Raw genomic sequence first — 13,126 nt, forward strand, 5'->3', positions numbered from 1 at the left:
GCACCGTGTGCGGAAGCGCGAACGGCCCGCCATCCGGTGGAGGATGGCGGGCCGTTCGGGCAGGGCCGGGCGTGCGGAGCTGCGGGTCAGGCGACCTCGGGCGGGAGCATCAGACCGGCGCCCGGGATCGCATCGAGCAACGAGCGCGTGTACTCGGTCTGCGGGTTGTCGAACACGTCGTCGGTGGTGCCGGTTTCCACCAGCTTGCCCTTCTCCATGACGCACACGTGGTCCGCGATCTGGCGTACGACGGCCAGGTCGTGGGTGATGAACAGGTAGCTCAGGCCCAGTTCGGACTGGAGGTCCGCCAGCAGGTTGAGCACCTGGGCCTGCACGAGCACGTCCAGCGCGGACACGGCCTCGTCGCAGATGACCACTTCGGGGTCCAACGCGAGCGCCCGGGCAATGGCCACGCGCTGGCGCTGGCCGCCGGAGAGCTCGTTCGGGAAGCGCTGCATCATCGACGCCGGCAGGGCGACCTGGTCCAGCAGCGCCCTGACCTTCTTCTCCCGCTCCTTCGCGTTGCCGATGCGGTGCACCCGCAGCGGTTCCTCGATGGTGCGGAAGATGTTGTACATCGGATCCAGCGAACCGAAGGGGTCCTGGAAGATCGGCTGCACCCGGCGGCGGAAGGCGAACATCTCCTTGCGCGACAGCGAGGTGAGGTCGACGCCGTCGAACAGGATGGAACCGTCCGAGGCGTCCTCCAGGCCCAGGACCATCTTGGCGACGGTGGACTTGCCCGAGCCGGACTCCCCCACCACCGCCGTCGTCGTGCCGCGTTTGATGCTGAACGAGACGTCGTCCACCGCGCGGAACTCGGTCGACTTGCCCAGCTCGCCGCGGATCTTGTAGTTCTTCACCAGGTTGCGGACTTCGATGACGTCGTCGCCAGCTGCAGGCTGCTCGGTGGCCAGGACCTCCTCGGCCTCCTGGCCTAGCTCCTTGGCCGACTCGATGCGGCGCGAGGCCAGGGACGGGGCCGAGGACACCAGCCGCTGCGTGTACGGGTGGCGCGGATTGGTCAGCAGTTCCAACGCGGGACCCGCCTCCACGACCTGGCCCTTGTACATCACCACGACCTTGTGCGCGCGCTCCGCCGCCAGACCGAGGTCGTGGGTGATGAGCAACACCGCAGTGCCCAGGTCGGTGGTCATCGTATCCAGGTGGTCCAGGATCTGGCGCTGGACAGTGACATCCAAGGCCGACGTCGGCTCATCGGCGATGAGCAGGCGCGGACGGCAGGAGAGCCCGATGGCGATCAGCGCACGTTGGCGCATGCCGCCGGAGAACTCGTGCGGGTACTGGTTGGCCCGCTCCTCCGCCCGGGGCAGGCCGGCCTCGGTGAGGACCTTGGCCACGTCCTTCTTCTGGTGCGGCAAGGCGTTCGCACGCAGCGTCTCCTTGACCTGGAAGCCGATGTTCCACACCGGGTTCAGGTTCGACATCGGGTCCTGCGGCACCATGCCGATGGAGGAGCCGCGCAATTCGATCATGCGCTTCTCCGAGGCGTGGGTGATGTCCTCCCCGTCGAAGAGCATGGTCCCGCCGGCCACCCGGCCGTTGCGCGGCAGCAGGCCGATGGCCGCCAGCGCAGTCGTGGACTTGCCCGAACCGGACTCGCCGACGATCGCCACGGTCTCGCCGGGCAGGATGGTCAGGTTGGCCTTGCGGACCGCCTCGACCTCGCCGTTGCCGGTCTTGAAGCTGATCGCCAGATCGCGCAACTCCAGCAGTGGACGGGGCCTCGACACCTCGTCGATGGTTTCTTCGATCATGGTTTCACCGTTCATCGTTTGCGCGCCTTCGGATCCAGGGCGTCCTGCAGGGCGTCACCGAGCATGATGAAGCTCAGCACCGTCAGCGACAGCGCCAGTGCCGGCCAGAACAGGGCCATCGGGTTCGACCGCAGCGAGCTCTTGGCCGAGAAGATGTCATTGCCCCAGGACATGACGTCCGGCGGCAGCCCGATGCCCAGGTAGGACAGCGTGGACTCGGCCACGATGAACACGCCCAGGGAGATCGTCGCGATGACGATCACCGGGGCCAACGAGTTCGGAATGACGTGGCGGATCAGGGCACCCGCCCGGCTGACGCCCAGCGAACGGGCGGCGATGACGAAGTCCGCGTCGCGCACCTCGATGACCGCCGCACGCGTGATGCGGGCGATTTGCGGCCACCCGAAGGCAGCCAGGATCAGCACGATGGTCCAGACGTTGCGGTTCTCGCGGAAGAACGGGATCTGCACGACGACGATCGCGCCGAGGATCAGCGGAAGCGCGAAGAAGATGTCGCCCAGGCGGGCCAGCACGGCGTCGACCCAGCCGCCGAAGTATCCGGAAATCGCCCCGATGGTGCCGCCGAACACCACGATGGACAGCGTGGCGAACAGCCCGATGGTGAGCGAGGACTGGGTCCCGTACATCACCCGGGCCAGGATGTCGCAGCCCTGTTGGGTGAAGCCCAGCGGGTGGCCGGGGGCCGGGCCGCCGTCTGAGTTGGCGAGCAGGCAGTTGGCGTTGGGTTCCTCGTTGGTGAACAGGCCCGGGAACAGCGCCACGAAGATCACGGCGATGATCAGGAACGCGCTGATGATGAACAGCGGCTGCCTGCGCAGGTTGCGCCATGCCTCCAGCCACAGGGAAACCGGAGCCGCGGTGGACAGTGCGCTGTCCGTGGCCTGGACGGGGGTGTCTGCGGGGTCGGCCACGAAGTGTTCGATCGGGTACTTGGAGACCTTGGCGCCGCGGATGGTGGGGGTGTTTTGGGTGTTCTCAGGCATATCGGATCCTCGGGTCGAGCCACGCGTACAGCAGGTCCACCAGCAAGTTGGCCAGGACGAAGACCACGATCAGCACGGTGACGATGGAAACGACAACGGGGGCCTCCCCGTTCAGGACGGCGCGGTACAGCGTGTTGCCCACGCCGTTGACGTTGAAGATTCCCTCGGTGACGATGGCCCCGCCCATCAGGGCGCCCAGGTCGGCACCCAGGAAGGTCACCACGGGAATCATGGAGTTGCGCAGCACGTGCACGACGACGACGCGGCGGCTGCTGAGCCCCTTGGCCGTGGCCGTGCGGACGTAGTCTGCGCCGGAGTTCTCGATGACCGCCGTGCGGGTCAAGCGCAGCACGTAGGCGAAGGAGACCAGTCCGAGCACCAGGGCCGGGAGGATCAGTTCGGTGAACGTGGCGTCGCCACTGACGGTCGGGTTGGCCCATTCGAGCTTGACGCCGACCACGAACTGCATGAGGAAGCCGAGCACGAAGATCGGCACCGCGATGACGACCAGGGAGAAGACCAGGACGGTGGAGTCGAAGAGCTTGCCCTTCTTCAGCCCGGCGACCAGGCCGACGATGATGCCGAAGACGGCTTCGAAGATGAGCGCCATGATGGCCAGTCGGGCCGTGGTGGGGAAGACACGGGCCAGGATGTCGGTGATGGGCTGCCCGGCGAAGTTGGTGCCCAGGTCAAAGGTGAAGATGCCTTTGAGATAGAGGAAGTACTGGACCCAGAAGGGCTGGTCCAGGTTGTACTGCTCACGCAGGGCGGCCTCGACGGCGGGCGTGCAGCCCTTTTCTCCGCAGATGGCGGCCGTGGCGTCGCCAGGAAGGGAAAACACCAGGAAGTAGATCAGCAGGGTGGCACCCAGGAAGACCGGGATCAGCTGCAGGAAACGACGGAGCAGGAATCTGGCCATCAGGCCTCACCCGCCCGGGTGGATCGCGCCCGCTCGGGGCGCAGGGAAAATAGCATCAACTTAACCTTTGGGATGTGGCAGGACCGCGGGGCCCGCTCCCGGGGTGGGGAGCGGGCCCCGCGGAGGGCGTGGAATGACCAGGGGCCCTTACTTGCCGGTGATCGCGTAGTACAGCGGCACGCCGTTCCAACCGAATTCGACGTTGGTGACGTTGTTGCTCCAGCCGCCCTGGGCGACCTGGTACCACAGCGGGATGGCCGGAAGGTCGGCCAGGAGCATCTCCTGGGCCTTGTTCATGGCCTTGTTGCCTTCTTCGACGGTGGCGGACGAGAGGCCCTCGCTGATGGCGGCGTCGAACTTCTCGTTCGAGTAGACGGCGTCGTTGGATCCGGCACCGGTCGTGTAGATCGGGCCGAGGAAGTTGGCCAGCGACGGGTAGTCGGCCTGCCAGCCGGCGCGGACCGCCCCGGTCAGCTTGTGATCGGTGGCGTCCGTGCGGACCTCCTTGAAGGTGGCGTACGGCTTGCCGGACACCTCGATGCCGAGGTTGTTCTTGATGTTGTTCACCACTGCCTGGACCCAGGTCTTGTGGTCGCCCTTGTCGGCGTTGTAGGCGATGGTCAGCTTCTCGCTCTTGTCATAGGGCTCGAGCTCCTCGGCCTTCTTCCAGAGTTCCTTGGCCTTCTCCGGGTTGTAGGCGAGGTTCTCGCTGCCCGGGATGGAGTCGGAGTAGCCGTCCAGCACGGGGGCGGTGAATTCCTTGGCCGGGGTGCGACCGCCGTTGAAGATCACCTGGGTGATCTCCTCGCGGTTGATCGCCATGGACAGGGCCTGGCGGCGCAGCTTGCCGGCCTCGCCCTTGAAGTTGTCCAGGTAGTACGGGATGGCGATGGTCTGGTTGCCCGCGTAGGGCGACTCAATGGACCGGTCGCCCAGGTCGTTCTTGTAGTTCTTGATGTCCGAGGTGGGGATGGTCTTGAGAACATCCAGGTTGTCGGAGATCAGGTCCTGGTAGGCGGTGGTGTCGTTCTGGTAGATCTTGAACGTCACGCCGGCGTTCTGGGCCTTGCGCGGGCCCTCGTAGCTCTCGTTCGGCACCAGCTTGATCTGCTGCTGGTGCTGCCAGGCGTCTTCGCCGTCGAACTTGTACGGGCCGTTGCCGACCGGGTGCTCGCCGTACTTCTTCGGGTCCTTCAGGGCCTCTGCGGGCATCGGGTAGAAGGCGCTGTAGCCCAGGCGCAGCGGAAAGTCGGACTCCGGCTGCTTGAGCTTGACGGTGAAGGTGGTGTCGTCCACGACCTTCAGCCCGGTCATTTCGTCGATCTTCGACCCCTCGGCTGCCGCTTCGTCGTAGCCTTCGATGCTCTCGAAGAAGTAGCTGCTCAGCTGCGCGTTCTTCGCGGCGGCGCCGTAGTTCCAGGCGTCGACGAACGAGCTCGCGGTGACGGGATCGCCGTTGGTGAAGGTCTGGCCTTCCTTGAGCTTGATGGTGTAGTTCTGCGAGTCCTCGGTCTCGATGGACTCGGCCACCTCGTTCTGCGGCTTGCCGTCAGCGTCATAGCTGATCAGGCCGGCGAAGACCAGGTCCAGGATGGCGCCGCCACCGACCTCGTTGGTGTTCGTGGGGATCAGCGGGTTCTGGGGCTCCGAGCCATCGACGACGATGACGCGGCCGGTGTCTCCGCCGCCCTCGGCGGACTTGTCGCCCCCGCCGCCACAGGCGCTCAGGCTCAACGCAACGACCGCTGCGATGCTGAGGATCTTGGAAGTGCGCGAATAACGCATTCATGCTCCTTGTGATGCCGGACGGCGGGAAGGTCTTTCGCGCACCGCTACGGCTGCTTTTGTTGTGAGGTTCAAGTGTTGTGAAGCACTTGCTAGAGAATATCGTAGGGCATCACCGCACACGGATGTGACGACAGCCATGCCGCGCGGTGGCCCAAGGCACAGGTGTAATCCCGTCCGATCCGCGTCAGGGCGGCAATTCGGCGTTGACAAGACTTAGACAGATCCTTTGTGCCGCCGAACCCATGCGGAGATCGATCTGCTATTTACCGGCCACGGCACGCCGTCAGCGCCTGTCCGCAAGCGCCGTCCGCCACGCCCGTCTGTGGCCGCCGGATGGCCACCGTCCTGTGGGGCCTTCCAGGTATCCGCCGGAGGCAGCCACTGGCCATTGCGCGCAAGGAATTCGCCGAAATCGTTGCCGGCGGGTCCGCTCATCGTGCAGGCCATCTGGCCGGCGGGAGCATGGCGGCTGCAGTGTCGCCGCCACCGGCATCGGGCCGCCGCACGGCCAGGACGGCCCGGACGTGATGTGCTGACACGCCGACGCCCCGGACGTAGGCTCTGCACGACCGCAACAGCGACACCCACCGTGGAGGAACGCCGCCATGCCCAGCACCCGCAATCCATCCGACCCGTCGAACGGGCCCGCTGAACACGACGGCCCCGACGCGGCCCACCAGACCCCCGAGGGCGTCACCGCAGCCACCGTGGAAGCCCTCGGCAAGCTCTCGGAAGCGCTCGAACTGACGGAGGACGCCAGAGGGAGTCTCTACAACTTCCACCGGAAGACCGGTGCTTCCGACCTGGCCCTGGGCGAGGCGGTCGAGATGTTCCGTGCCGCCGGGCACACGGCGACCGCGGACCGCATCGAACGCGAGCTCGTGGGGCGCAACGTGATCGAGCACCGGTGGACGTTCCAGATCATCGAGGACTACGACGACGGCTACTACGCCGAGTTCCGCACCCAGGAGAGCCGGGCCCGCCAGGAGCTGGCAAAGGGCAAGCGGCACCTGTTCGAGGCCCGGATGAAGGAAGATCGCCGCACCCACAGCCAGCGCCACCACGAAGCGCGCCCGTAGTCCCACTCCCCGTCCGCGAGAGCAGGCCGGGGCACCACCTAACCCGAAGTTACGTGGGCTGATCGCCCTGGTTCCCAATGGTTCCGGGCGATCAGCCCACTTTTAGCCGCCGAAACGTAGCCACTAAATTATGGTGTGTCGTTGCCGCCGTGCCCTACTTGTGGGCGTAGTCTCGGAACATGTCGAAGACGCAGCAGGCCGTCCACGTAGCCCGGACGAAGTCCAGGCGGGTGAACAAGGCCGGGGAAACCGTCGAATACGAGTCCGTGCTGCTGCGCCGCTCCTACCGCCAAGACGGCAAGGTCAAGCACGAGACCCTGGCCAACCTGGCCTCCCTGCCCGAGACCGCCATCGAAGACCTGCGCGCCTCGCTGGCCGGCAAGACCCTCATCGAGGCCACCGCCGGCCTGGAGGTCACCCGCTCCCTGCCAGCCGGACACATCGACGCCGTGAACCAGATGGCCCGCGGGCTCGGGTTCGAGTCCCTGCTCGGCCCGGCCTGCCGGCAACGTGATGTCGTCATGGGCCTGATCACCGCCAGGATCTGCACCCCGGCCTCCAAGCTCGCCTCGCTGCGCTGGTTCGCCGACACCACCCTGGCCACCGACCTCGGCCCCGTCACCACCGACGAGGCCTACCACGCGATGGACTGGCTGCTCGCCCGCCAACCCGCCATCGAATCCAAACTCGCCCACCGCTACCTCGGACCGGACGCCAACCCGGACAAGCTCGCCCTATTCGACCTCTCCTCCTCCTGGGTCACCGGGCACCACAACCCATTGGCCGCCCGCGGCTACTCACGCGACAAGAAGAAGGGCGTGGAACAAATCGAGTACGGGATGCTCTCCACCCGCGACGGCCTCCCCATCGCCGTGCGCGTGGTGCCCGGCAACACCGCGGACCCGGCCGCGTTCACCGCCATCACCACCGAGATCAAGGACCTGGCCGGGGTCGATGACATGGTCATGGTCGGGGACCGCGGCATGATCACCTCCGCGAGGATCCGCCAACTGGCCGACCTCGGCGGCCTGGGCTGGGTGACCTGCCTGCGCGCCCCGGCGATCCAGGCCCTCACCGCGGACGACGGGCCCCTGCAGATGCGCCTGTTCGACGAGCAGGACCTCGCCGAGATCAACCACCCCGACTACCCGGGCGAACGCCTCATCGCCTGCCGCAACCCCGCCCTGGCCGCCGAACGCGCCCGCAAACGCGACGAACTGCTCGACGCCACCGAAACCGAACTGGACACCCTCAAAGCCGCCGTCAAAGCCGGCCGCCTGGCCGGAGCCGGCAAAATCGGGATCAAGGTCGGCAAGGTCATCGACAAATACAAGATGGCCAAGCACCTCGAGGTCACCATCACCGATGACAGCCTCTCCCACGCCCGCCGGGAAACCGAGATCGCCGCCGAGGCCGCCCTCGACGGGCTCTACGTCATCCGCACCTCCGTGCCCGCCACCAGCATGGACGCCGACGAAGCCGTCAGGATCTACAAGTCGCTGGCGAACGTGGAGAAGATCTTCAAGTCCCTGAAATCCGTGGACCTGCGCATCCGGCCCATCCACCACCACACCGAGGACCGCACCCGCGCCCACGTCCTGCTCTGCATGCTCGCCGGACACCTGACCTGGCACCTGCGCCACGCCTGGGCCCCGCTGACCTACACCGACCAAGACCGCCCCACCCCCGAGAACCCGGTCACCGCAGCCACCCGCTCACCCCAGGCCCAGGCCAAGGCGTCGACCCGGACACTGCCCGACGGGACACCGGCCCACAGCTACCAGTCCCTGCTACGGCACCTGGCAACCCGCACCCGCAACACCCTGCGCGCAGCCGGCACCGAGGCCACGTTCGAGCTCACCACGCTGCCCACACCGACCCAACGCGAAACCCTCGAACTCATCGACCACCACCTCGAGAACCAACGAAAGTAGCCAGACAAAACCCGACAAAAATGAGGAGATCCCCGCTAACGCGGGGATCTCCTCATCTCAACAAACGTAACTTCGGCCTAACGGACCGTCGTCGTGCTCTTCTCCTGTGGGAGTGAGGGCTGGCGCAGGTCGATGCCCTTGGTCTCCCGCAACGTGAAGACGGTGCCGATCCCGATGCACAGCAGCACGACCGTGTAGATCCCGAAGATCGTGGGGCCGGCGGCGCCGAACCACGCGTTCATCCCCGCCTGCAGGTAGGCCGCGGTGCCGCCGAAGGCGGCCACGCAGATGGCATACGGGATGGCGACGCCCATGGTGCGGATGGTCGTGGGGAATAGCTCGGCATAGACGCTCGGCACGATCGCCGCGGAGGCGGCGATGAAAACGAGCATGATGGACATGCCCAGCGCCAGCTGCACGGCGGAATCGCGCACGATGAGGGTCGCCGGGAAGAAGAACACCGCGCTGCCGACGCCGCTGACCAGCAGGACCGGCTTGCGCCCGATCCGGTCCGAGAGCCTGCCCCACAGGGGCAGGGCGACGAGGAACACGACGTTGGCTGCAACCCCGGCCCACAGGGCGCCGGTGGCGTCGATGCCCAGCTCGTGGATGGCGTAGGCAGGGGTGGAGACTCCCCAGACGTAGTAGACGACCGTCAGCCCCACGGTGAGGCCGATGACCTTGGCGGCTTGGCGCCAGTTGGTGGCCAGCTGGCGGAAGACGTTCTCCGGAGCGGACCCCGCCGGGGCCTCCGGACGGCGTCCGCCCTCGACGCTGGCCTCCTCGAATGCCTCCGTCTCCTCGAGCTTCGTGCGCATGTAGAGGGCGAACAGGCCGATGACGGCGCCGATCAGGAACGGGATCCGCCAGCCAAAGCTGGACATCTGGGCCTCGCTCAGGATCGTGGAGAGGATCGCACCGATGAAGGTCCCGGCCATGATGCCCAGGGTGCCGGAGAAGTAGATCAGCGAGGACCACAGGCCGCGGCGCTCGCGCGGGGCCATCTCCGAGAGGTAGGTCTGGGCGCTGGGCAGTTCCCCGCCGTGGGCCAGGCCCTGGACGATACGGGCGACCAGCAGGATGACGGAGGACCAGGCGCCGACGGCGTCGTAGGTGGGGCAGAAGGCAATCACGAGGGATCCGAGCGAGGCGAGCATGACGCACCAGACCAGCGAGGTCTTGCGCCCAAGCTGGTCGCCGAGCCAGCCGAAGAAGAACCCGCCCAGTGGCCGGGCGGCGAATCCGACGGCGAAGACCGCGAGCGTGGCCAGGAAAGCGGAGGCCGGGTCTGCATGGCTAAACAGCTGGGAGGCGATGAACGAGGCGAACGTCGCGTAGATGGCCCAGTCGAACCACTCTGCGGCGTTGCCGGCGCCGGTGGCGACGAGCGTGCGCATCACAGTAGACCGGTCTGTTGCTGGGGCGGGGTTGGCGCTCATGGCGTCTCCTTTGCGAGTCGTTCGATCGCCAGTCGGGCATACAGCGCAGTGCCGTCGGCGAGGATATGGTCGCCGAAGACGGCTTCGGCGGAGTGGTTGAACGGTGCGGTTTCGAAATCCGCGCCCTCTGGGACGGCTGAGAGGAAGTGGAATGAACCGGGTACCTCTTCCAGCACGCGGGAGAAGTCCTCGGATCCGGCCAGCGGCGAGGCCATGTCCAAGTACCGTGCAGTGCCGAAGAGTTCCTCGGCCTGCTGGCGGAAGAAGGCGGTTTCGACGTCGTCGTTCACCGTCACCGGGTATTCGTCGAGGTAGGTGACGTCGGCTTCCAGGCCGTGGGCGGCGGCGATGCCGTGCAGCAAGCGGGGAATGGCAGCGCGCAGCTTGTCGGCGCTGGCGGCCGAATAGGAGCGGATGGTGGCCTCGAACCGAGCGTCATCGGGGATGACGTTGCGCTTCGTCCCGGCCTGCAGCAGACCGACCGTGACCACGATGGGGTCGAAGATGTCGAACTGGCGGGTCACCATGGCCTGCAACGCGGTGATCATCTCCGCGGCGGCCGGCACGGGATCGCGGGCAAGGTACGGCGCGGACCCATGTCCGCCAGCACCCTTAACGGTCACGATCAGCCCATCGGAGGCGCTCATGACCGGACCGGGACGGCCCATCACCATCCCCCCGGGAGCCATGGCGCTGGCGACGTGCAGCCCATACGCCGCGCTCACGCGCTGCCCGGCCGCGTCCAGGACTCCTTCGCGGATCATGACCGATGCCCCGTCATATCCCTCCTCGCCCGGCTGGAACATCAGCACGACGTCGCCGGCGAGCCGTTCGCGCCGCTCGGCCAACACGGTGGCGGCACCGGCGAGCATGGCGGTGTGCAGATCGTGGCCGCAGGCGTGCATAGCACCGTCGAAACGGGAGGAATAGCCCAGACCGGTCCGCTCCTGGACCGGCAGCGCATCCATGTCCCCGCGCAAAAGCACCGCCGGGGCGCCTGCGGTTCTGTCGGCCTGGCCACCCCGCAACACCGCCGTGATCGAGGTGGCGTCGGTTCCGAGTGTGACCTCGTAGCCGAGGGGTTGCAGCCATTCCAGCACCTTTTCCTGGGTACGAGGCAGGTCGAGCCCGATCTCGGGTTCCTGGTGCAGGCGGTGGCGCAAGTCCGCGATGTCCCCCTGAAGGGCGCGTGCGTCCTCCAGCAGGGCTGCGGCGTTGTCGGCTGACGTGTTCATGGGTGCCTTTCGTTCTCGGTACGCATTCGATGATGGTGTGGCACAAGGCACAAAGGTTCTATAATCACGAAACATGCAAAATGTGGACGGCCAACCAAGAATGATTGCGGGATATTGATGGAACTACCCATTGAGGACCTTGAACTCGTCCACGCGCTGCAGATTTACCCCCGCGCCCTTTGGAGCGACCTCGGCATGGCGCTGGAACGGCATCCGACGACTTTGGCCGGCCGATGGGCGCGGCTGCACGACTCTGGTTTCGTATGGGTCACCGGGCATTTGGCAGGGGACCCTCGACAGTCGTGCACCGCCTTGGTCCGCATCGCGGTCCTCGAGCGGCTGCGGGAGGACACCGTGCGTGGCCTCCAGGCCATCCCCGAGGTCGCCACCGTGGAGGAGGTGGCCGACGACGGGGCCCTGCGACTGGTCGTGTTGACCGCAGACTGGCGGCACCTGGCCACCGAGACACTGCCCAGGATCCGCGAGGTAGCCGGCGTCGCCGGGATGGATGTCGTGTTGGGCACGCGACTGTACGCGCTGGGAAACAACTGGCGCCTGGACGTTCTGGGTGCCGAGCAGCAGCGACGGCTCACCGGGCTGCGCCAGGCGGCAGACGCCCACGCCCGGAATCCGCCTCCGTTGTTCGGCCGGATGCTGCCGCTACTGGCCCGCAATGGCCGGGCCACCGCCGCAGAGCTGGCCACGGACCTGGGCGTGCACCCGTCAACGGCCGGGCGGCAGCTACGTGCCGCCGTCGCTTCCGGGCTCTTGACTTTTCGCTGCGAGCTGGCGCAGGACTTCTCCGGCTACCCGGTCGCGTGCCATTGGTTCGTCCGCGTCCCACCCGCGGACATGGCTGCAACCGTGGCGTTCCTGCGGCGGCACCGGACACTTCGCCTGTGCGCGGCCATCAGCGGCAGCGCCAACCTGACCTTCCATCTGTGGCTGCGCACGCCCGCTGATATCGTCGAGCTCGAGGAGCATCTGCAGGCAGCGGTTCCGACGGTCACCATTATCCAGTCCAGCGTCTGCGTCCGCACGCATAAAAGGTTGGGGTGGCTGCTCAACCCGGACTCGACCTGTACCGGCGAAGTCGTCCCCCAGCTACTCTAGGTCGCGGTCAGCTGCGGGTGGACCAGCCATGGAACCATTCGATGTGCTCGCGCAGCAGGTCCGCCGCCTGATCGCCCTGCCCGGCCGCAACGGCGTCGAGGATGCCGTGGTGCTGGTCGCGCAGGACCTTCGCCACCGGTTCCCACGCCTCGTCGCTGCGCACTGCATCGCGCACGTAGTCGCTGATGGCCAGGCGCAGTGATTCCATCATCGCCTCGATGACCGCGTTGCCGGCCAGCCCGGAGAGCAGGACGTGGAAGCGGGCGTCGAGTTCGTGGAAGGCGCTGCGTTCCAGCTGGGGGTCGTCCATGGTCGCGAGCAGCCTGTGGGCATCGGCGAGCACGGCGGCGCTCCGTCCGGGATCGGCGTCCAGGTCAGCGCTGCGGGCTGCCCAGGTCTCGAGCAGGATGCGCGTCTGGACGATCTCCTGCACGCTCAGCCGGGCGGAGGCCACGTGCATGCGCAGCGCGGTGGCGATTCCGGTGGCTGGTTCGGAGATCAACACGGCCCCGGCGCCCGGGCCCGACCCCGTGGAGGTCCGCACCACACCCATGGCGTCCAGGATCCGGATGGCGTCGCGCACCGAGGCACGCGAGATCCCGTGGGCCTCGGCCAAGGCCCGTTCCCCGGGCAGCTGGTCGCCGACCTTCAACTGGCCGGAGCGCAGCTCGTCCTCGATGTCGTCCAGGACCAGTTGGTAGGCCTTGGGCCGTGCGGTGGCCGCGGGGTCGGCCGGCGGCCCCGGCGTCGTGCGGGCGGTGGTCCCGCGGGCACGGCCGGCATCGGAAGAAGCGTTCACCCCGGCATTCTCCCATGTGGTGGCCATGGGCGACGTCC

Annotated in this window: 10 protein-coding genes; 3 read left to right on the forward strand and 7 right to left on the reverse strand. The window is 67.0% G+C overall.

Annotation, left to right across the window (positions count from 1 at the left end):
* Nucleotides 1–86: 86 nt before the first annotated feature.
* From AB8M85_RS10715 to AB8M85_RS10730, 4 genes are all read right to left on the reverse strand, one after another.
* A complete protein-coding gene (locus tag AB8M85_RS10715) occupies nt 87–1,778 on the reverse strand; it encodes an ABC transporter ATP-binding protein (protein WP_372698803.1) in 1,692 nt (563 codons plus the stop codon).
* A gap of 11 nt (nt 1,779–1,789) precedes the next feature.
* Nucleotides 1,790–2,782 (reverse strand): ABC transporter permease, encoded by a 993-nt coding sequence (locus AB8M85_RS10720; protein ID WP_372698804.1) that lies wholly within the window; start codon nt 2,780–2,782, stop codon nt 1,790–1,792.
* The gene (locus AB8M85_RS10725; RefSeq protein WP_372698805.1) at nt 2,775–3,701 is read right to left on the reverse strand and encodes an ABC transporter permease; all 927 of its coding nucleotides are present in this window, start codon (nt 3,699–3,701) and stop codon (nt 2,775–2,777) included. Before AB8M85_RS10725 ends, AB8M85_RS10720 begins: the two co-directional genes overlap by 8 nt.
* Before the next feature lie 147 nt (nt 3,702–3,848).
* On the reverse strand, nt 3,849–5,486 hold the full coding sequence (locus tag AB8M85_RS10730; RefSeq protein WP_372698806.1) for an ABC transporter substrate-binding protein: 1,638 nt from the start codon (nt 5,484–5,486) through the stop codon (nt 3,849–3,851).
* A 608-nt stretch (nt 5,487–6,094) separates the two neighbouring features.
* On the opposite strand from AB8M85_RS10730, the gene AB8M85_RS10735 reads away from it, so the two are divergent.
* Nucleotides 6,095–6,568, forward strand: coding sequence for a hypothetical protein (locus AB8M85_RS10735; RefSeq protein WP_372698807.1), 474 nt, complete (start codon nt 6,095–6,097; stop codon nt 6,566–6,568).
* Nucleotides 6,569–6,747: 179 nt separating this feature from the next.
* Nucleotides 6,748–8,502 (forward strand): IS1634 family transposase, encoded by a 1,755-nt coding sequence (locus AB8M85_RS10740; protein ID WP_372698808.1) that lies wholly within the window; start codon nt 6,748–6,750, stop codon nt 8,500–8,502.
* Nucleotides 8,503–8,579: 77 nt separating this feature from the next.
* On the opposite strand, the gene AB8M85_RS10745 is transcribed toward AB8M85_RS10740, so the two are convergent.
* Both AB8M85_RS10745 and AB8M85_RS10750 read right to left on the reverse strand, forming a co-directional pair.
* The gene (locus tag AB8M85_RS10745; RefSeq protein ID WP_372698809.1) at nt 8,580–9,941 is read right to left on the reverse strand and encodes an MFS transporter; all 1,362 of its coding nucleotides are present in this window, start codon (nt 9,939–9,941) and stop codon (nt 8,580–8,582) included.
* Nucleotides 9,938–11,176 (reverse strand): M20 family metallopeptidase, encoded by a 1,239-nt coding sequence (locus AB8M85_RS10750; protein WP_372698810.1) that lies wholly within the window; start codon nt 11,174–11,176, stop codon nt 9,938–9,940. The genes AB8M85_RS10745 and AB8M85_RS10750 overlap by 4 nt, the downstream gene beginning before the upstream one ends.
* A gap of 117 nt (nt 11,177–11,293) precedes the next feature.
* On the opposite strand from AB8M85_RS10750, the gene AB8M85_RS10755 reads away from it, so the two are divergent.
* On the forward strand, nt 11,294–12,289 hold the full coding sequence (locus tag AB8M85_RS10755; RefSeq protein ID WP_372698811.1) for an Lrp/AsnC family transcriptional regulator: 996 nt from the start codon (nt 11,294–11,296) through the stop codon (nt 12,287–12,289).
* A gap of 7 nt (nt 12,290–12,296) precedes the next feature.
* Here the strand turns inward: AB8M85_RS10755 and AB8M85_RS10760 are convergent, their stop codons facing one another.
* Complete coding sequence (locus AB8M85_RS10760) at nt 12,297–13,115, reverse strand: FadR/GntR family transcriptional regulator (protein ID WP_372698812.1); 819 nt, start codon at nt 13,113–13,115, stop codon at nt 12,297–12,299.
* Nucleotides 13,116–13,126 lie beyond the last annotated feature (11 nt).

This window comes from Arthrobacter sp. JSM 101049 (genome assembly GCF_041679245.1).
Lineage (GTDB): Bacteria > Actinomycetota > Actinomycetes > Actinomycetales > Micrococcaceae > Arthrobacter_H.

Coding starts and splice junctions, on each gene's coding strand:
- AB8M85_RS10725 (WP_372698805.1), bottom strand. CDS start 3,701: ATGGCCAGATTCCTGCTCCGTCGTTTCCTGCAGCTGATCCCGGTCTTC.
- AB8M85_RS10740 (WP_372698808.1), top strand. CDS start 6,748: ATGTCGAAGACGCAGCAGGCCGTCCACGTAGCCCGGACGAAGTCCAGG.
- AB8M85_RS10730 (WP_372698806.1), bottom strand. CDS start 5,486: ATGCGTTATTCGCGCACTTCCAAGATCCTCAGCATCGCAGCGGTCGTT.
- AB8M85_RS10760 (WP_372698812.1), bottom strand. CDS start 13,115: ATGGCCACCACATGGGAGAATGCCGGGGTGAACGCTTCTTCCGATGCC.
- AB8M85_RS10735 (WP_372698807.1), top strand. CDS start 6,095: ATGCCCAGCACCCGCAATCCATCCGACCCGTCGAACGGGCCCGCTGAA.
- AB8M85_RS10745 (WP_372698809.1), bottom strand. CDS start 9,941: ATGAGCGCCAACCCCGCCCCAGCAACAGACCGGTCTACTGTGATGCGC.
- AB8M85_RS10715 (WP_372698803.1), bottom strand. CDS start 1,778: ATGATCGAAGAAACCATCGACGAGGTGTCGAGGCCCCGTCCACTGCTG.
- AB8M85_RS10750 (WP_372698810.1), bottom strand. CDS start 11,176: ATGAACACGTCAGCCGACAACGCCGCAGCCCTGCTGGAGGACGCACGC.
- AB8M85_RS10755 (WP_372698811.1), top strand. CDS start 11,294: ATGGAACTACCCATTGAGGACCTTGAACTCGTCCACGCGCTGCAGATT.
- AB8M85_RS10720 (WP_372698804.1), bottom strand. CDS start 2,782: ATGCCTGAGAACACCCAAAACACCCCCACCATCCGCGGCGCCAAGGTC.